We start from the raw sequence: 19,745 nt of genomic DNA, 5'->3' as shown, positions 1-19,745 counted from the left end.
TGGCAAAAACCAAAGACCGATGGCAGAATTTAAAGGTGTTTGAATCCCAAAGGAAGAAAACAGCCGGCCGGATGCCGGTTACGACAGCCGATGCTACGGGCAGGCCTGTCATGGAGCAGATATATTCATGAACGGCAGGATAAATGCAAGGCTGTGCGGCAAGCCATACTGGCAGTCAGCAACGCCATAAAATACTGACAGAATGGACGTTATAGGCATTTAAAGCCGGCTTTATGCCAGGTGCAAAACATATATATCATCCAGCCATCTGCAAAAGGGCACCTTTTAGGAGACAAAAGCATACCTTTTACACGCTAAAAGGATACAAAACGGAACGCAAAAGCATAACTTTTGAAAAAAGAATAAGCATGAAGAATTGCGTGATAATAAAATAAAAAGCGGTAAATATTTGCAAATACCCCAATAACAATCTAGGTTACAAATATTTACCGTAGTATTACTTATATAATAAGGTTCTGAAGTTCAGATCATAATGTAATAATTATAATCAACTATTTTATGAAACTAGCCCCTTGCCTCATTATATATTCTATCTTCTTATCTTTACCGGCTACAGGTTTCTTCCACTTTCCCTCACCTACCAAGATAGTTGTCTTAACACCAGAAGGAACATAATCTACAGCCGTTTGCAGATCAAAATACAATCCACTTCCATCTTTTGCAACTGAAGCATCATACTTGCAACGATATTGTTTAAGTTCTGGAACAGCATCAGAAACGGCATCAGCAAGTAATCCGGCAACAACATACGCACCATAAACATTATAGTGAGTATTGTCTTGACGCCCCTTTGGCAATGAAGGAACTTCATTAGGTAGATACCACATATGCAGTTTTTTGGATTTATCCGGCCCTAGCCCCTGTTCCAAATCATGTGTAATCTTATTTGCATCCACAAAAGGCACATTCAACTCACGCGCAACATTACGAGGAGACAAAAGATAGTCACCGTGAGTATCTACCAATGTATCACCCTCAACCAAATCAGCTGACGAATTAGAACGGGTATCATCATCAGCAACAGCTGTTTTACTATTTGTAAAGATTCGCCTTACTACACTATTAAATAAAACAGGAATGCCGCCTCTCATCCTTGTTTCCTTAACAAACTTGCGCAAGTTTTCATCGAAAGTTGTTCCAGGATCAGTGTGTCGTTTAGGATCGTCTTTCTCATCATTATGCCCAAACTGAATAAAGACATAATCTCCAGGCTTTATTTTTTCCACGACCTTCTGCCAATGACCCTCACTAATGAAACTTTTTGAAGAACGCCCATTAAGTGCATGATTATCAACAATTACGTCCTCAGTGAAGAAATTTTTGAGCATCATTCCCCATCCTCGCTCCATCTTTCCACCACTAATATCCTTATTAGCCATAGTGGAATCACCTATCATAAAGATTGTAATTTTTTCATTTTTCTTATATGCAGATAGTGACAACACACACAGGAGAAGGACAAGAAAATATTTTATTCTACCCATAATCACTGTCCAGATTTAACGATTGACACAAGTTCATCAGCATCAACCAGACGCTGCTCACCTGTCAACATGTTCTTCAAAGTTATCTTATTCTCATTTATCTCATTTTCACCTGCAATAGCCACATAATGAACATTGCAGTTATTAGCATAGTTCATCTGCTTTTTCATCTTTGCTGCATCAGGATATATCTCAGTAGCAATGCCGTTCTCACGGGCTTTGGCAGCAATAGGCAAACAATACGCCATTTCCTTTTCCCCGAAGTTAATGAACATCAGACGAGTTCCGCTCATTGCGTTTTCTGGATAAAGATCCAATGCATTAAGGACATCGAAAATTCTGTCTGCACCAAAAGAGATTCCTACACCACTCAAACCTGGCATACCGAAGATGCCTGTAAGATTATCGTAACGTCCTCCGCCTGTAATACTTCCGATTTGAACATCAAGTGCCTTAACCTCAAAGATTGCTCCTGTATAATAATTAAGACCTCTTGCAAGAGTCAAATCAAACTGTACCTCATTCTTAAGATTAGACTTGTCAAGTACGCCGAATATATAACGAAGCTCTTCAACACCCTTTGTTCCTATTTCTGAATCTTTGAGGATATTGCTTATAACATCCAATTTCTCTTCATTGCTGCCGCTGAGTGATATCACCGGCTGTAGCTTTTCAATGGCCTCTTTACTGAGTCCATCTTCTGCAAGTTCAGCATTTACATTATCAAGGCCAACTTTTTCCAGTTTATCAATAGCAACAGTAATAGGCACTATTTTATCAGCCTCGTTGATATATTCAGCTATTCCAGTTAATATTTTACGATTGTTGATTTTTATCTGAACACGCACGCCAAAACGTGTAAACACTGTATCGATAATCTGCATCAATTCAATCTCATTGAGCAACGAATCACTGCCGACAACATCTGCATCACACTGATAGAATTCACGATACCTACCCTTCTGAGGACGGTCTGCACGCCATACAGGCTGAATCTGATAACGCTTGAACGGCAACTGCAACTCATCCCTGTGCATAACGACAAAACGGGCAAAAGGAACGGTCAGGTCATATCGCAAACCTTTCTCACATAATTTTGAAGCCAAATGCAACGGATTCCCATTGACAAGTTCCTCTCGATCAATCTTGCTCAAATAATCTCCACTATTTAGCACCTTGAAAAGAAGTTTATCGCCCTCCTCACCATACTTTCCAAGCAATGTCTGCAACGTTTCCATGGCCGGAGTTTCAATCTGCTTAAAACCATAAAGAGCGAAAACAGACCTTATTGTATCAAAAATATAATTGCGCTTTGACATTTCCAACGGGGAAAAGTCACGTGTACCCTTAGGTATTGATGGTTTGTTCATATCTGTCTTTATTTAAGATAAAGCCCAAGAATTGAGAATGATGAATCTGGATATTGAAAACATCAATTATCCACACCACAAATTCTCAATCCTTGGGACGAAATTATACGTATTATTTTCTAACTATTGTCTGGGCACGATCCGGACCTATTGAGATAATCTTAATAGGAGTTTCAAGTTCTGTTTCAAGGAATTTGATATAATCCTTAAATTCCTGCGGGAACTCTTCCTCACTGGTCATCTTTGTCATGTCGGCCTTCCATCCCTTAAGTTCCTTATAAACAGGCTCGATACCTTCCTCTATATTATAGGGGAAATCTGTCAAGGTCTCACCATTGCGTTTATAAGCTACACATGCCTTTATTGTATCAAAGCCATCAAGCACGTCGCTCTTCATCATGATTAACTGAGTGACTCCATTAACCATAATAGAATAACGCAGCGCAACAAGGTCAATCCATCCGCATCTGCGCTCACGTCCGGTAACAGCTCCATACTCATGACCAAGCTGCCTTATAAGACTTCCTGTCTCATCAAACAATTCTGTCGGGAACGGTCCGGCACCAACACGTGTACAATAAGCCTTCATTATGCCATACACTTCTCCAATTCTGTTAGGGCCAATTCCCAGTCCGATGCAAGCTCCTGCACAGATAGTGTTAGAAGACGTTACAAAAGGATAGCTGCCGAAGTCGACATCAAGCATTGTACCCTGAGCACCTTCACATAATATATTCTGACCAGACTTTAAGATTTTATTAATTACATGTTCAGAATCTACAATATGGAACTGACGGATATATTCTATACCTTCCATCCATTTCTTTTCTACATCAGAAATATCATAGTCAGTATAATTAAGCGATTTCAAAATCTGCTCATGACGTGCCTTATGAGCATTATATTTTTCTTCAAAATTATCAAATATATCACCCACACGAAGTCCGTTGCGCGAAACCTTATCTGTATATGTAGGACCGATGCCTTTGCCTGTTGTTCCTACTTTGTTTTTTCCTTTAGCCTGTTCATAGGCTGCATCCAACAGTCTGTGAGTTGGCATAATAAGATGGGCTTTTTTTGATATATAAAGTCTCTCTTTCAAAGGATGACCGCTTTTCTCCAAGTCTTTAGCCTCATCCATAAACAAATCCGGAGCAAGTACTACACCATTACCAATAATGTTAATCTTGCCACCCTGGAAAATGCCAGAAGGAATACTTCTAAGGACATACTTTTCGCCTTCAAACTCGAGAGTGTGTCCTGCGTTAGGACCGCCCTGAAATCTTGCAATCACATCGTAATGAGGCGTAAGCACATCAACAACCTTGCCTTTGCCTTCATCACCCCACTGCAAACCTAGCAATACATCAACTTTGCCTTTTTCCATATTTACTAATATATTTGTTTTTATTTATATTCTCCTGTTTTTCAGTATTCTCTTTATTTTTCAAGCGCGTAAGCATTGCCTGACAGGTGCTGCATACACCATAAATATGCATTGAGAAGCCTTCTTTGCGAAAGCGCCTCAAATGCGTTCTGTCAATTACATCTGCAATCTCGGGTATTTTTATCTCTGTAACCTTTCCGCAAACAGTACAGACCTGAGTGCAGTGATTATCCGAGTAACACGCCTTATAGCGTATACCGTCCTGCAGTCTCAGACATATAACAAGTCGTAAACTCATCAACAGCCTTACCGTATTGTAAAGCGTAGCTCTGCTAACGGGAAAGCATCGTTCTATCAGCCTGTCGCTAAGTTCTTGTATTGAAAAATAAGAATTGAAGCTATACACCGCATCGAGAATCGCAAATCGTTCAGGGGTTTTGCGATAATTGTTCTGTTCCAAATAGTTGTCCAGAATCTCCCTTACTGCGTCGCTACAATTATTTTTCATTTTATCCATACTCCGGATTGTCCGACAAAAATACAACAAAATTCCGTATTAGCCGTACAAAACATCAAAAAATATCTAAATCGTATGATTTGAAGGCAGATTTTGTTATTTTATTATACTCGTCGGAAATAGTACAAAAATGTGACAACATATTTACAACTGTATGCTGCAGTGACACACTTCCACCTTCAAGAGCAGTTTTGGCCTGATCAAAAAGCTCATTTATCTCTCGTGAATCAAGCACCTCTCCACGCATAAAAAGCCGTGACAAGATGTTATAACCACACATCTGCTCTAGCTCACTCGCTGACGCAAGCCATTTGAACGCGAGGTCTTTCGCGCCGTCTATATACTGAAACAGATTGAAGGCCACCATAGCTGCAACTTCCTGATTTGGAATCTGCGACACCCAAAGGCTGGCCAAATCAGCTTTCATATCCGCCGGTGGCATAATTAATGTAGCAAGAATCTTACATTCGCGAATGTTCTCTTTCCACAGTTCGATGGCCAAGTCATAGTCTTTGCCATACTCTTCTGCCAGTGTTTTCAAGGCAGGCAGAGATATGCCCCAGTTTATGCTATACCCAAGTCCTTTCTCGCGCATTGACTGAGAAGCCATGCCGTTCATCATCAATCTGAAACGCTGTTTAATTTGTTTCAGTTTGTCTTGTGTTTCCTGTTTCATATTTATCAAATCAATGTGGAGTAATCTCTGCTGTAACGCAACATCTGATGCTCGTAAGTTTCAGAATAATCAACAGTTATGTCCATTATTTTACCATCACAATCAGTAACAGGCATAAGTACCGGATTTATGAATCCTTTATAAGGAGGTATGCCCAGACTATTATATCTGCACAATATTTCATCATGCAAAACCGGATCAATATTCACAGCATAATTCTCGACTATGTCCCGGGCTGCAGCATAATCACCCTCGCTCTTTATGCGTTGAATTTCAGCTAGCAAGGCTGCAAACAGATTGCGGAGTTGCTCATAATCGTTTATACGCACATAAGTTTTCCCGTTTTGACGCACAAGCTCTACAACATTGCCCTCACGTCCTTTTTCATAACACCAACGTGCAACCAGGGCACGGTTACGCATATGGGCCTCCTCTATACAATTGCCTTTTTTAATGCGTGCAAGCTGAGTGAGAAGTCCATTCATCATATATGAATAATACTCTGCCTTATAAGCTTCTGCATCAGGCATCAGGCCCAATTCAACCAACTTTTCATCTGCTGCATAATACAATCCGAACAAATCAGCACGCGCCTCTTCAATAGTATTGCCGTATGCTTTCAGAGAGTCAGGATCAACACCGGGCAACAATTGTCCGCTACCATGTCCGAGACATTCATGCAGGTCAGTATGTATGATGTCACATATATCTCCATACTGTCTTATAAGTTTTATTGTCTCTTCGTCAATGACAAACTCTTCGTCAAAGCCATTACCGCGTGATGCTTCATTATAAGCCGATATGATATTACTTATCGTAACGCTCTTGCTTCCATGGCTTGCTCTAATCCAGTCTGCATTAGGAAGGTTTATGCCTATGGCCGTTGAAGGGTATTCACCTCCGCCGAGAGTTGCCGCACATATTACATTTGCAGACACACCCTTTACCTGCTGTTTCTTAAAACGAGAATCAACAGGCGAATGGTCTTCAAACCATTGAGCGTTATCGCTAATGACTCTGGTCCGCCTTGTTCCTTCTACATCACGGTATTCAACAAGACCTTCCCAAGTGCCTTTCATTCCGAGCGGATCGTCATAAACCTCAATAAACCCATTAATAAAATCAACGGCAGATTCTTTTTCATCAACCCATTTAATGCAATATTCATTAAAATCCGCCAAATCGCCCGACTTGTAATATTTAATCAAAGCATCAATTACACTGCGCTGCTTATCATTTTCAGCCACAGTTGAAGCCATTTCGAGCCAATATACAATTTTCTCTATTGCTGCGCCATATTTTGCTCCAATTCTCCAAACCTCTTCAACAACCCGTCCATCACATTTTTTCACTGTAGTATTCAGTCCATATGACAAAGGCTCCTTATCGTCTGGATTTTTCTTTGAAGCATAATACTCTTCAACTTCACGCTGTGTTACACCATCATAGAAGTTGCATGCTGAAGTTTCAACCAAATCGAAACCGTCCTTTTTATTCACCTTTACAGGCATGACATCAGGATCAAAAATTATCGGCAGAAGTTCTTCACATAATCCATCCACCGTCTGTCCTTCGTCTAAAGGCAGCAAACTGCCATCAACAGATTTAACAGCATCTATAAAAAATGCTTCAGAAAAACCAGGAACAAATTTATCGCATCCGTAATGATGGTATATGCCGCTAGAGAACCATACCCGCTTCAGATACACAACAAGTTCCTTAAACTCATCAGCAGTTCTGTCACCTTTATAATTAAGGTATATCTGCTCAAACACCTTGCGTATTTTCAGATTATACCGGCCAAACTGATCAAAAGTTATGTCACGGCCATAAAGCGCGGCCTCAGACAAATAATACACTAGCTTTTTCTGCCTCAGCGACAAAGAGCTGAAGTTGTCAAGTTTATACCTGAGCATCAGTATATCCGCAAAACGTTCGTCGGTATATGAAAATTGAGTATTTCTCATTGCAGCATTAATATGTTACGTTATTTTTCCGAATTATCTAACTTATACTTTCGCGGCGTAACACCTGTGTATTTATAGAACGCCGCATAAAAAGACTGTCTGTTTGAAAAACCAACCAAATCACTCACTTCCTCCATTTTAAGCTTTTTATGCTTTTTGTCAGTAAGCAAAGCCTTGGCATCTTCTATGCGATACTTATTTACCCATGACGTATAATTCATGTTGAAGCATATATTAACCACGGCAGATATATACCTAGTATTGGTTTCAAGTTCTTCAGCTAGACGCTTGGCCGAATATTCTTTGTCTTTATATTTTTTCTTTTTTACGATAATCCTGACAATCTTTACTTTCAACTCACTGACCAATTTTGGACTTATAAGCGAACGATATGCAGCGTCCTTCTTATAATTGTCAAAATTCACGTTATACTTTACCATACCTTAAACTTTTAATATTTCCTACTAAAGACATTTTATCGCAGAATTTTCATTCTGCCTGTTCATATTAATGCAAAGGTAATATTTTTTCAGCAAACAGATTGATAAATGGCTTATTTTAATAAAAATTGCATTTAAACATTATCTGTGAATACAATAAATGCCTTTCACGAAAACAGTAAACTGATAATATACAAAACTAGGATTTGACTAATGCTTGATGTTATGCCTGCTTTTGGCTTATAAAATGCGACCTTTTACGAGGTGAAAGGGCATCTTTTGCCAGCCAAAAGATATTCTTTTACAAAACACTGTATATCAAGATGTTACGTGCGCTACGCAAATCATGAAGAAAAGAACTTTATCAAAAATAAAAAAAACCGGCTTAACAGCCGGTATATGTAATCTTAAGTATTTTCTTCGTTGTATCAGAAACCCTGCATCTGTTGTCAGGTCTCTGGTTTACGAGCCATATTATCTTTTCGTCCGAATCAGTTATAACAAGCTGACGGCGTTTATCAAACAAATTAAACTTGCGATCTGTCAAATAATCACTTACCAACTTGGAGCCATTCATCCCGAAAGGAATGAATCTGTCACCGGTAGAGGCCCTGCGCACAATAAGCGGAAAAGCAACCTTAGACAAATCTGCAAAAAAGCAATTTCTGTCTCGTACAATTTCTACATCCGACCCGTTATCTATAATCTCTACCCGAAACTTAGAAGACTCATCATATACATAAGTTCCTGTCTCAGGTATAACAAACCTCCTTTGTCCTTCGTCAGACAATGGTTCAATGAAAATATATTTACGGTCGATAAGCAGAGCGTGGGTAGATGAACGAAATTCTGTGCCAGGCCCAGAGTTCAATGAAGAATAAATCTGTTCTATCTGCAACGGGGCAAAAGAATAGTTCTTTAAAATATGAAACAGCACATTCTCAGGAGACGGTCCTGAAGAAAGTATATCCAGTGATATTTTTGCCTCACCTTTATTATTATATGTAACTGCACGCCCGGCAGCCTCACTGATAGCAGAACCAAAAACTCGAGCGACCTCTTCCATACGCATGGCTGTCTTGGCAATGCTGTTTCCAACAGAAGGATTTATCTGCCTCATAAGCGGAAGAATGTCCAGACGGATTTTATTTCTGACAACATCATCAACCAGATTCGTACTGTCAGTTACATAATCCTGCCCTGCGGCACAAAGCTCGTTTTCGATATCAGCTCTTGAAACGCACAATAGCGGACGCACTATGTCACCGTTTTTCGGAGAGATACCAGTAAGTCCGTCTATACCTGTACCACGGATAAGATTCATCAATACGGTCTCAACAGAATCATCCTGATGATGCGCAACACATATAGCATCGGCGCAGATGTCACGCTTAAGCTGTGAAAAGTAAGAATACCTGAGATCTCGGGCAGCCATCTCTATGCTTACTTTACGCAACTTTGAATAAGACACTGTATCAAAATGAGCTCTATGAAGCTCTATGCCATTCTGCCGGCAAAACTCGACACAGAAATTTTCATCACGGTCTGATTCTTCACCACGCAGATGAAAATTGCAATGAGCAGCCTCAACCTTGTAGCCCAATCCACAAAGAGCCAAAGCCAAAGTAACGCTGTCGGCACCTCCCGACAGCGCAACTATATATTTTCCGTCCTTACTAAGTAACTGACGGTCTTTAATAAAATCTGATATTCTTTTTAGGAAACCATTACTCAACATAAAGAACCAGTCCCTTTAGATATTCGCCTTCAGGATGATATATGTTTATTGGATGGTCGGCCGGCTGATGCAACTGGTGCAAGATCCTGACATTACGACCTGCCAATGCAGCCGCCGTAAACACGGCATTTCTGAAATTATCCTTTGTCACGACCTGACTACAGCTGAACGTAAACAGGATACCACCACTCTTTATCTTCTCAAATGCCTTCACATTAAGTCTTGTATATCCTTTAAGCGCATTATGCAATGCAGCCCTATGCTTGGCAAAAGCAGGAGGATCGAGTATTATCAGGTCATATTTGTCTTTTGCGGCATCAAGAAACTTGAATGCATCCTCACAAAAAGCCTGATGACGCTTGTCGCCGGGAAAGTTCAGTTCCACATTGGCATTAGTCAGTTCTATCGCCTTGGCACTGCTGTCTACTGAATGAACGGCCTTAGCATTGCCTCGCATGGCATAGAAAGAGAAACCGCCTGTATAACAGAACATATTCAAGACAGTTTTGCCTTTTGCGTAATGCTCAAGCAATCTTCTGTTTTCACGCTGGTCAACAAAGAATCCTGTCTTCTGACCTTTTAGCCAGTCAACATGAAACTTAAGGCCATTTTCAACAGCAACATTGTCATCACTACCCCCATATATAAACCCGTTTTCCTGTCCGAGGTCAGCCTTAAACGGCAATGTTGTCTCACTCTTATAAAAGACATTCTCTATGCGGTTGCCCATAACCTCAACCAGCTGGCGGGCTATGACATTACGGCACACATGCATACCAACACTATGAGCCTGCATGACTGCAGTCTTGCCATAGCAGTCAATAACCAATCCCGGAAGATTGTCGCCTTCACCATGTACAAGCCTGAACGTATTGTTTTCAGGATTGTCTGCAATACCGGCACACTGACGCATGAGCAACGCAGCCGCCAGGCGCTGTTTCCAGAAGTCATCATCAATAGCTATATCCTGAAATGAAAGCACACGCACAGCGATGCTTCCAATCTGATAATGCCCCAAAGCAATGAAAGCGCCCGACTGAGTGATGACTCTTACAATGTCACCCTCCTCTATTCCATCGTCCATATGCGCTATCGCACCAGAAAACACCCAAGGATGAAAACGCTTAAGACTGTCTTCCTTACCTTTCTTTAAATATATGTTCTTATACATCTGTCTCCTTATTTTCTTCTATTTTTACCAACTCATAATCTCCGGTCTTTTCCAGCCGGCACAACTCTTCATATATATTTATACATGCCCACGCATCGGTGGCGGCATATAGTTTCTGTCTGTCGCTAAGCACATCCGACTCCCAGTTACTAAGCCTTACCGACTTACTGATTTTCTGATGGAAGAAATTAGCATATAGCTTTTGCAAGCTCAAATCCTCCACTCCAAGTTCGCAGACATGCTTCTGCAAATCAATGAAATTCCCCGGATGAAAATCGGCACGCTTATGCAATGAATTTATATCGTCGCGCAACGACAAGCCAATCTTCGGAATTGAAGGATCTTCAAGCAGACGGATTATAGCCGGAGTTATACCTGTAAGATTCAATCTGAAAAGAAAACACGTGTCATGAGTTGACACCTGAAGCAATGCTACATTATGCGTCTGCCCCTTTTTAAACGAAGGCCTTGTCTCCGTATCTATCCCCAATATTTTTTGAGACATCAGATAGTCAACAGCCTTCTCTGCCTCCGCAGCAGTATTTATAACAATGATACGTCCGGAGAACAGCACTTTCGGCAAAGCTGTTATGTCATGCTTATCAAACTTATTGTATATGATTTTTCTCATTTGCAAAAATTACAGTTTGCAAAAATATAAAAAAAAGGTGATTTTATAGCTTGATTTGGCAATTTTCAATTACTTTTGCAAATAAAATATTCTAAATACACTGATGGCTAAGAAAAAAAATACGAACACGAACAAATCATTAAGTGAGGTAGTAGGATTTAAAAATATTTTTCAAAATGACTTTATTAATTTTACGGTAGGAATCATTCTGATATTTTTATCCATTTACATAATCATAGCATTTATATCATTCTTTTCTACTGGCCAAAACGACCAAAGCTTGGTATTAGATTTAAGGCCAGGAGAGATATTTAATTCAAACAGAGCATTTCAGAACAGCTGCGGCCCGTTCGGAGCTTTCGTTTCATATTTCTTTATTTCAAGATGCTTTGGCCTTTCTGCCTTTATTGTTCCGGTATTCATGGGCATGGCAGGACTGAAACTTGTACGGGCATATAACTTCAACCTGATTAAATGTTTCTTTTGCCTTGGCATATCTATGCTTTGGCTTTCTATAACATTTGCAGAAATATTGACACCTATCATGGGAAGCCAGGTGTTTAATCCCGGAGGCGACCACGGCCAGTTCTGCAATCAATGGATAGAGAATCTTGTAGGAGCGCCTGGACTGACAGCCATCCTCCTTTTAACGGCTATCATATTCCTTACTTACCTAAGTAAAGAAACCATCACGGTTGTACGAAAAATTCTGAATCCCGTGAACAGCATATCAAACAAAGTGAAATTCGACATCACCAACAATCAGGGAAAAGCCAATAAGTCTAAACCTATTGAAACCCTTGAAGACCCTACTGTATTTGACGATCCGCAGACACAAAGGGTTGAATTTGGTGACAACGGAGAAGCTGTAATAAAACAAGAAGAGCAAGCAGAAGAAACCAAGGTTGAGACAGCTAAAGAAATAAAACAAGCTCCAAGCACTAACGACCTCAAGATAATTATACCCGAGAAAGAGAACCTGGCAGACTCGAAAGACGTATCTGGCAGCAGCAATATCAATACGCCCATCAATCCGAAAGAGCCTTGGACGAAGTATAAATATCCGACGCTCGATTTGCTGAAGAAATACGAGAATGACGGCAAGCCGTACATCGACATGAAGGAACAGACGGCTAATAAAAACCGTATTGTTGAGGTGCTGAACAATTTCGGAGTACAGATAAAGACCATCACGGCTACGGTTGGTCCTACAATCACATTGTATGAGATAACCCCTGCCGAAGGCGTAAAGATATCAAAGATAAGAAACCTTGAAGACGACATCGCCTTGAGCCTTGCCGCGCTCGGCATACGTATCATAGCGCCTATACCAGGCAAAGGCACGGTCGGAATAGAGGTGCCTAACGCACAGAAGAACATTGTCTCTATGGAAAGCATATTAAATTCAAAACGCTTTCAAGAGACAACCATGGACTTGCCTATTGCCATAGGAAAGACCATAACTAACGAGGTATTTATGGCAGACCTTACAAAACTGCCCCACTTGCTGGTTGCCGGTGCTACCGGACAGGGTAAATCAGTTGGACTAAATGCCATAATTACTTCATTGCTATATAAGAAACATCCGAACGAATTGAAATTTGTGCTGATAGACCCTAAAAAGGTTGAGTTCAGCATGTACATGCCTATTGCAGACCATTTCATGGCAAAAATTCCTGATGACAATGAAGATGCAATAATAACTGACGTCACCAAGGTTATACGCACGCTGAACAGCCTGTGCAAGCTCATGGACTACAGATATGACATGCTTAAACTAGCCGGTGCAAAGAACATTAAAGAATATAACAAAAAGTATGTCAACCACCAGCTGCGACTTACAGACGGTCATGAATACATGCCATATATCGTTGTTATTATCGACGAGTTCGGAGACCTAATCATGACTGCCGGCAAAGAAATAGAAATGCCTATTGCACGTATTGCACAGCTTGCACGTGCGGTCGGCATACACATGGTGATTGCAACACAACGCCCGACAACATCTATCATCACAGGAAACATCAAGGCTAACTTCCCTGGCAGAATGGCTTTCAGAGTAAGTTCGATGATTGACTCGCGTACAATACTTGACCGTCCTGGAGCCAATCAGCTCATTGGACGAGGCGACTTGTTGTTCCTCAACGGAAACGAGCCTGTCAGAGTGCAGTGCGCATTTGTAGATACACCTGAAATAGAAAGAATAAATGAATATATCAAACAGCAGCCAGGTCCGATAGAGCCGATGGAACTGCCAGAGCCGACCACAGACGAAGGTTCAGACTCAGGCAAAGGCGGATCGCTTGAGATGCACAGTCTTGACCCTCTGTTTGAAGAAGCAGCACGTACAATAGTGTTAAGCCAGCAAGGTTCAACAAGCATGATTCAGCGCCGTTTCTCAATCGGATATAACCGTGCGGGCAGACTGATGGACCAGATGGAAAAGGCCGGAATCGTTGGTGCGGCACAAGGCAGCAAACCACGTGAAGTATTGATACAGGACGAGAACAGTCTTGAAAATCTTCTGTCTGCATTACGAAAATAGTATTTGAACATTAATTTAGAATAACAATTCAAACAGGAAGCACAATTATGAAAAAGTTTTGTTTGCTAATACTTTTGTTTACATTGGCAGTTGGCATGCATGCACAAAATGCAGCGCAAGCACGAAAGATACTCGACAAGACTGCAGCCGTAGTAGGACGCAAAAGCGGAGCAAGTGCCAACTTCACTATAAGCGGAAAATACGGAAATACGTCCGGCACTATTGCGATAAAGGGAAACAAATTTAATGCACGTACTTCTCAGGCCATTGTATGGTATGACGGAAAGACACAATGGACATACATGAAAAAGAATCAGGAGGTAAATATAAGCACGCCTACTGAAGCACAGCAGCAATCAATGAATCCATATAAATTCATCAATATCTATAAAAACGGATTCAATCTCGGCATGAAAAACGTTGCAGGCGGATGGCAAATACATCTTTACGCACAAAATCAAAAACGGACAATAAAAGAAATGTATATAACGATAAACAAGAATTATTATCCGCAAACAATAAAGATGCGTCAGAGCAACGGATGGACGACAATAAAAGTTTCAAACTTTAAAGCAAAAAATATCAGTGACGCCACATTCCGTTTCAATTCAAAAGATTTTCCTAACGCTGAAATAATAGACCTAAGATAGAAAAGTTATTTACCATAACAGGAATAAATCAAAGTTCTGAAAGATACCAGCTTAAAAAGAATTTAAGAATAATCATAATCCGGCAGTGTTTTTATTGGAGTTGATAAAACACTGCCGGACTTCATTTTGCATTATCAACATACAATCCTTAATAAAACTCGTATACAAGATTAATCCACACACAGCGTTCTAACTAGATGTTTTTAAGTACGATATTGTCTTCTTTACATGCACTCGGATAGCTTTCTGCCCCAGAAAATATAAAGCCCATAAAATCCGTAACAAATCTGCCCCATTTTATTTCACATTAAACATCTGCCGCACCCTATCAGCAATTACATTAAGCAAACAGCAGCAATTATCTTTCAAACTGTTAGTGGCTGAGTTACGCCTCGTAACTCGGCCACTTTTGCATCAAAAGTCACTGCTTTTTTATGCGTAAATCATTGACTTTTTCATTATAATATTATCACCTGCATTTTAGCTGGCATAGCTGACTATATTTAAGAGAAACAGATGACAAGACGACATAGGATAACAAATGACGGATAAAAGAATCTATTTACTAACAGAATTAATACACAAGCCTGATGCCTGATTTGGGCATAAAGACCTAAAGAAAATGAGTATGCATAAAATACGTAAATTAATAATAAAAAATCATATTTTTAAGTTATATAGTCTATATTTAAAGGATTTAATATTTATATTTGTCGAGGAATAATCTACAAACTATTTAAAAACTTAAATAATGAAAAGGAAAACATTTTTATGTATGTTCCTGATGGCATTATTGTCAGGAGGAACAATGTATGCAGAAACAGAACAAACCGTTATAATAAACGGAACTGAAATCGACAAATTCGTAAGCAATCTGACTTTCAATGGGAACAACGTAACACTTCAATTTGACGACAACACTTCACTGACAGAAGACATGTCGAAGGTCAGCATCTCCTTAAGCTATGAAAACACAACCGGAATAACAAATATTACATCTATGGACAATTCCGGAAAGTCAAAAGTCTACAACCTTAACGGACAATACATGGGCAAAGATGCCAATGCCCTTAACAAAGGCGTGTATATTATTAATGGAAAAAAGACAGTCATAAAATAATTTTATCATGAAAAACATATACTCAACAATAATTACGGCATTCCTCATATGCCTTATGCCATTTTTTACTACTGATGCAGTTGCTCAGACATGGGACTTTCAAGAGGAAGGTGTAAGCAGTACAGACAGGACAAATCTGTCTGCCGATACTGAAAACTGGACATATGATGCCACAAATGACAGATATTCGAACAATAAGGCATTAAACTCTGAAACATTAAAAGCTAACGGCACAGAACTGATATTTACACAGAATATCATATTCACGGCTGAAACATCAGATGCCATTCGAGTGGATATAAAGAAACAATGCCTTACATTGAATAAAGTGTCAACAATAACGATAGACAACCTTGAAAAAGGCTCTAAGATAACTGTTAAATGCAAGACAAGTTCAAAAACAGAAAAAAGAGGACTCAATGTGACAAACATTACTCCTGAGTCAGGATTTTTTAACAGCACAAGTCTTGACGATCAGGTAAACATAGGCACTGTTACCGAAGACGGAAGCATAACGCTGACAAACACAGGAGGACTTTACATATATATGATATCTGTTGAAAAAGAAGGCGAAGGAACAACACCTGAACCGACAACAGACCACTCTGTAAGCCTCAACAGCCAAAATAATCAAATGCGACTGACACTGACCAGCAACGACATTAAATATTATAATACAGATGAAGTAAAAGTCAGTATAGACAGAGCCAACGGCATAGTAAACGTCAGCCCTGTAAACGGGACATGGACAGACGCATACACAAAGACTGTAAAAAATATCAGCTTTGCAAAAGCAGAAGACAGCGGCAGCGAAGGCGACATTGACAATCCGGAAGGAAAGGTAAAGATTCTTGAGTCAAAAGGATGGCACGAATCAGCCTTCGTAAAATGGGAGCCGTTTGCAGATGCTTCGTCTTACATAGTGTACGTAAAAGGTGGACAATACGAAGAATATACAAAACTGGACGACCAGCTGGTACGCAACTATGGAACATACGGACGGGCAGATGCAACAGGCTTAATTGCTGCAGACAATTATTCATTTAAGATTGTTCCGGTAATTGAAGAAAAAGAACAAGATGCTGCAGCTAATGAAGTTACCGGAATAAAGGTAATAAACTATAAACGTGAAGGTTTCTGTTTCCTCAATGGCAATACGCCGGGAGCATATAATGCAGACGGTACGCTAAAAGCCAACGCACGCGTAATATACGTTACGGCAAATACAGCAAAGACTGTAACATGTCCTGTTATTGGTGATAAGGAACAGACTTATACGGGACTGCAGGCAATACTCAACGCATACCAAAAAGGAAAAGAGACACGTCCGCTGTGCGTAAGAATCATCGGCATGATCAAAGACACTGACATGGATGCATTGTTGAGCAACGAAGGACTCCAAATAAAAGGCAAGAACAATTCTGTTGAAATGAATATAACAATAGAAGGCATCGGTGAAGACGCAACAATAAACGGCTTCGGATTTCTTCTGCGCAATGCCGTAAACGTAGAGCTGCGCAACTTCGGCATATTAAACTTCATGGATGATGGTGTTTCGTTGGATACGGACAACAAATACTGCTGGATACACAATCTGGACTTATTCTATGGTCAGGCCGGAGGAGATTCAGATCAGGCTAAAGGCGACGGCACTATCGACATCAAAGGCGATTCTCAGTATATAACCGTATCAAGCAACCATTTCTTCGACAGCGGAAAATCGTCATTATGCGGAATGACAAGCGAGAGCGGACCAAACTATATAAGCTACAACAACAACTGGTTTGACCACTGCGACTCACGTATGCCGCGTATCCGCACGATGTCTGTACATGTATGGAACAACTACTTCGACGGTATTTCCAAATATGGCGTAGGTGCAACATCCGGCTCAAATGTATTTGTAGAAAGCAACTATTTCAGAGCAACAAAATGTCCGATGCTCATATCCAAACAAGGATCAGACATTTCATCTGACCCTAAAGGCACATTCTCTGGCGAAGATGGTGGTATGATAAAGTCATTCGGCAACATCATAACAGAAAAGACACAATATTATAAATATGTGACATACCAGGAAGACAATGTACAATTTGATGCATATGAAGCCAAAACAAGAGACGAGCAAGTACCGCAGGACATAAAGACCTTGCAGGGCGCAACTTCTTATAACAACTTCGATACCGATGCATCATTGATGTATGACTATGAACCGGTAGAAGCAGCAAATGTACCGTCAGAGGTCACAGGCTGGTATGGTGCAGGAAGAATGAATCACGGAGATTTCAAGTGGACCTTCAATAACAGCATCGACGACACAGACTATAACGTCAATAAAGAACTGAAAGAAGCTGTTACAAACTACAAGTCATCACTTATCGGCATCTTTGGAGACGAAAATGCTTCTAGCGGTGAAACTGGCGGAGGTGAAACAGGTGGAGAACCGGGTGACACAGAAACACCTGTTGAGGGTGAAATAATCTGTGACTTTACAAACGGCACTCCGTCTAACAGCGCCATTACAATGACCGGAACAAAAGAAAATTACAGAAAAGAAGATACTATAATAGATGGTGTTACATATACAAACAGCCTTAAGATGGAGTCAGGCACAGAGATATCATTCTCTACAACTGAAAAGATGACTCTGACAATATACTTTGGCTCGAGCAGCACTAAATACAACATAAAAGTTGACGATGTTAAAATTGAAGGCGACAGCTCTTCTAAGAGCCTGACGACCACAATAGAGCAAGGAAGCCACAAAATAACAAAGGCAGACAGCTGCACTGTAGCCCTAATAAAATTAACGTCTATTGCTGAATAAAGCCTAAACTTGATTTTTAATTATAACGTGAAATCTGATTGACAATTAAATTCTATCTGAAGCGGACCTGACATAAATCAGGTCCGCTTTTATTTTATATGCCTCATAGGTCTATTAATCTTTACGTAATAACTTAATTTAAATTCTATCTCAAAAAATAATAGCTACAAAGACGGAAACAGACAATTATATTATAGGTATATCACGTGAAATAATATAACTAACTTATAAAAATCAAAAACATTTATTTTACAAAAAATATCTTTCTTGGTATTGTCATTCATATCCGATTATTTAGAATAAAATATTGAAAAAATAGAATTTTGTTATTACCTTTGCAATATGGTAATATTGTGAGTTAAGTGAAAATATTTAAATAATATGCTATAAAATAATACACAGAAACGTATCCTAATAAAAAAGGTTGCTTTAAAAGAATGTACTACAACAGTCACAAGGGAAGCGAGTAGACTTGCTTTGCATATGTAAAAAAGATCATGCAATAGTATTGATTATGTATACAAACAACATTATGTTTTCAATATTAAAGGTAATAATTTCAGACCGATTGTAGCAATAATATTTACTAAAAATCTGTTTATAATCACTTTATTGGCACTCATGCAGAATATGATAAAATAGTTGATTGCTCTAAAATTTAAAGATATGACAAAGATAGAAACAAAAGATCAATATGACAGGGCTGTACAAAGAGTTGAAGAGTTACTTCCACTGATAACAGACAAAACACCTCTCGATGACCCGAACAGTATAGAATTGGAACTACTTTCTAATCTTGTTGCAGAGTATTCGGAAAAACATTTTGCATTGAGAGCACCCTCACTTGCTGATGTTCTCAAATTCCATATGCATGAAATGGGGCTTACCCCAAAAACATTGGCTAAATTGATAGGTGTTACCACTCCCCTTTTGAATGATTATATTTCCGGTAAATGCAAGCCCACATTGAAGGTAGCCCGTGAAATTAGCCGGAAACTGAATGTTGATGTTAATATTGTTTTAGGTGTTTGATATGAGAACTGTTGAAGTCATTGTTGAACATGCATGAAACGACCTAAGTGCTTACATAAAACTTGAGGTGACAAAACATATTTATATCGAGGGTATATGGAAAGTTCAACAAAACATCTAATGTATACATTTTGGCTCACCCGATAAATAGTGGGGAAAGAAAGAAAAA

16 protein-coding genes are annotated in these 19,745 nt (G+C 39.7%); 6 read left to right on the top strand and 10 right to left on the bottom strand.

All coding sequences use genetic code 11. From position 1 onward, the window contains the following. Nucleotides 1-512 precede the first annotated feature (512 nt). The 10 genes from QVO66_RS07770 to QVO66_RS07725 all read right to left on the bottom strand — a co-directional run bounded on the left by QVO66_RS07770 (nt 513) and on the right by QVO66_RS07725 (nt 11,402). The gene (locus QVO66_RS07770; protein WP_418874844.1) at nt 513-1,505 is read right to left on the bottom strand and encodes a rhamnogalacturonan acetylesterase; all 993 of its coding nucleotides are present in this window, start codon (nt 1,503-1,505) and stop codon (nt 513-515) included. Between the two features lie 2 nt (nt 1,506-1,507). After that, nucleotides 1,508-2,875, bottom strand: a complete 1,368-nt coding sequence (hisS, locus tag QVO66_RS07765; protein WP_021854892.1) for a histidine--tRNA ligase — start codon at nt 2,873-2,875, stop codon at nt 1,508-1,510. Between the two features lie 112 nt (nt 2,876-2,987). Next, the gene (locus tag QVO66_RS07760) at nt 2,988-4,262 is read right to left on the bottom strand and encodes an adenylosuccinate synthase (RefSeq protein ID WP_021854891.1); all 1,275 of its coding nucleotides are present in this window, start codon (nt 4,260-4,262) and stop codon (nt 2,988-2,990) included. Next, the gene (locus QVO66_RS07755; protein WP_021854890.1) at nt 4,243-4,770 is read right to left on the bottom strand and encodes a Fur family transcriptional regulator; all 528 of its coding nucleotides are present in this window, start codon (nt 4,768-4,770) and stop codon (nt 4,243-4,245) included. The genes QVO66_RS07760 and QVO66_RS07755 overlap by 20 nt, the downstream gene beginning before the upstream one ends. 64 nt (nt 4,771-4,834) lie before the next feature. Beyond that, nucleotides 4,835-5,455 (bottom strand): DNA alkylation repair protein, encoded by a 621-nt coding sequence (locus QVO66_RS07750; protein WP_288172734.1) that lies wholly within the window; start codon nt 5,453-5,455, stop codon nt 4,835-4,837. Nucleotides 5,456-5,460: 5 nt separating this feature from the next. Then, the gene (locus QVO66_RS07745) at nt 5,461-7,422 is read right to left on the bottom strand and encodes a dipeptidyl-peptidase 3 family protein (RefSeq protein ID WP_021854888.1); all 1,962 of its coding nucleotides are present in this window, start codon (nt 7,420-7,422) and stop codon (nt 5,461-5,463) included. 20 nt (nt 7,423-7,442) lie between these two features. Next, nucleotides 7,443-7,862 carry a helix-turn-helix domain-containing protein gene (locus tag QVO66_RS07740; protein ID WP_021854887.1) on the bottom strand — a complete coding sequence of 140 codons (420 nt, stop codon included), beginning with the start codon at nt 7,860-7,862 and terminating at the stop codon, nt 7,443-7,445. Between the two features lie 385 nt (nt 7,863-8,247). Then, complete coding sequence (gene tilS, locus QVO66_RS07735; protein WP_021854886.1) at nt 8,248-9,600, bottom strand: tRNA lysidine(34) synthetase TilS; 1,353 nt, start codon at nt 9,598-9,600, stop codon at nt 8,248-8,250. Continuing rightward, nucleotides 9,590-10,771 (bottom strand): class I SAM-dependent rRNA methyltransferase, encoded by a 1,182-nt coding sequence (locus QVO66_RS07730; protein WP_021854885.1) that lies wholly within the window; start codon nt 10,769-10,771, stop codon nt 9,590-9,592. The genes tilS and QVO66_RS07730 overlap by 11 nt, the downstream gene beginning before the upstream one ends. Beyond that, complete coding sequence (locus QVO66_RS07725) at nt 10,764-11,402, bottom strand: 3'-5' exonuclease (protein ID WP_021854884.1); 639 nt, start codon at nt 11,400-11,402, stop codon at nt 10,764-10,766. Before QVO66_RS07725 ends, QVO66_RS07730 begins: the two co-directional genes overlap by 8 nt. A gap of 103 nt (nt 11,403-11,505) precedes the next feature. On the opposite strand from QVO66_RS07725, the gene QVO66_RS07720 reads away from it, so the two are divergent. The 6 genes from QVO66_RS07720 to QVO66_RS07700 all read left to right on the top strand — a co-directional run bounded on the left by QVO66_RS07720 (nt 11,506) and on the right by QVO66_RS07700 (nt 19,576). Then, nucleotides 11,506-13,947 (top strand): FtsK/SpoIIIE family DNA translocase, encoded by a 2,442-nt coding sequence (locus QVO66_RS07720; protein WP_021854883.1) that lies wholly within the window; start codon nt 11,506-11,508, stop codon nt 13,945-13,947. A gap of 47 nt (nt 13,948-13,994) precedes the next feature. Further along, complete coding sequence (locus QVO66_RS07715) at nt 13,995-14,597, top strand: LolA-like putative outer membrane lipoprotein chaperone (RefSeq protein ID WP_021854882.1); 603 nt, start codon at nt 13,995-13,997, stop codon at nt 14,595-14,597. A 751-nt stretch (nt 14,598-15,348) separates the two neighbouring features. After that, nucleotides 15,349-15,717, top strand: coding sequence for a hypothetical protein (locus tag QVO66_RS07710; RefSeq protein ID WP_021854881.1), 369 nt, complete (start codon nt 15,349-15,351; stop codon nt 15,715-15,717). A 7-nt stretch (nt 15,718-15,724) separates the two neighbouring features. Beyond that, nucleotides 15,725-18,544: a pectate lyase family protein gene (locus QVO66_RS07705; RefSeq protein ID WP_021854880.1), complete on the top strand. Its 2,820-nt coding sequence runs from the start codon at nt 15,725-15,727 to the stop codon at nt 18,542-18,544. Nucleotides 18,545-19,051: 507 nt separating this feature from the next. After that, the gene (locus QVO66_RS13655; protein WP_338142728.1) at nt 19,052-19,186 is read left to right on the top strand and encodes a type II toxin-antitoxin system HigB family toxin; all 135 of its coding nucleotides are present in this window, start codon (nt 19,052-19,054) and stop codon (nt 19,184-19,186) included. 24 nt (nt 19,187-19,210) lie between these two features. Then, nucleotides 19,211-19,576: a helix-turn-helix domain-containing protein gene (locus QVO66_RS07700; RefSeq protein WP_021854878.1), complete on the top strand. Its 366-nt coding sequence runs from the start codon at nt 19,211-19,213 to the stop codon at nt 19,574-19,576. The last annotated feature ends 169 nt before the right edge of the window (nt 19,577-19,745 follow it).

Source organism: Prevotella sp. CAG:255 (assembly GCF_000431195.1).
GTDB classification, from domain to species: Bacteria; Bacteroidota; Bacteroidia; order Bacteroidales; family Bacteroidaceae; genus Prevotella; species Prevotella rara.
Note: the sequence above shows the minus strand (reverse complement) of the source record. Positions and strands in the feature narration are given on the sequence as shown.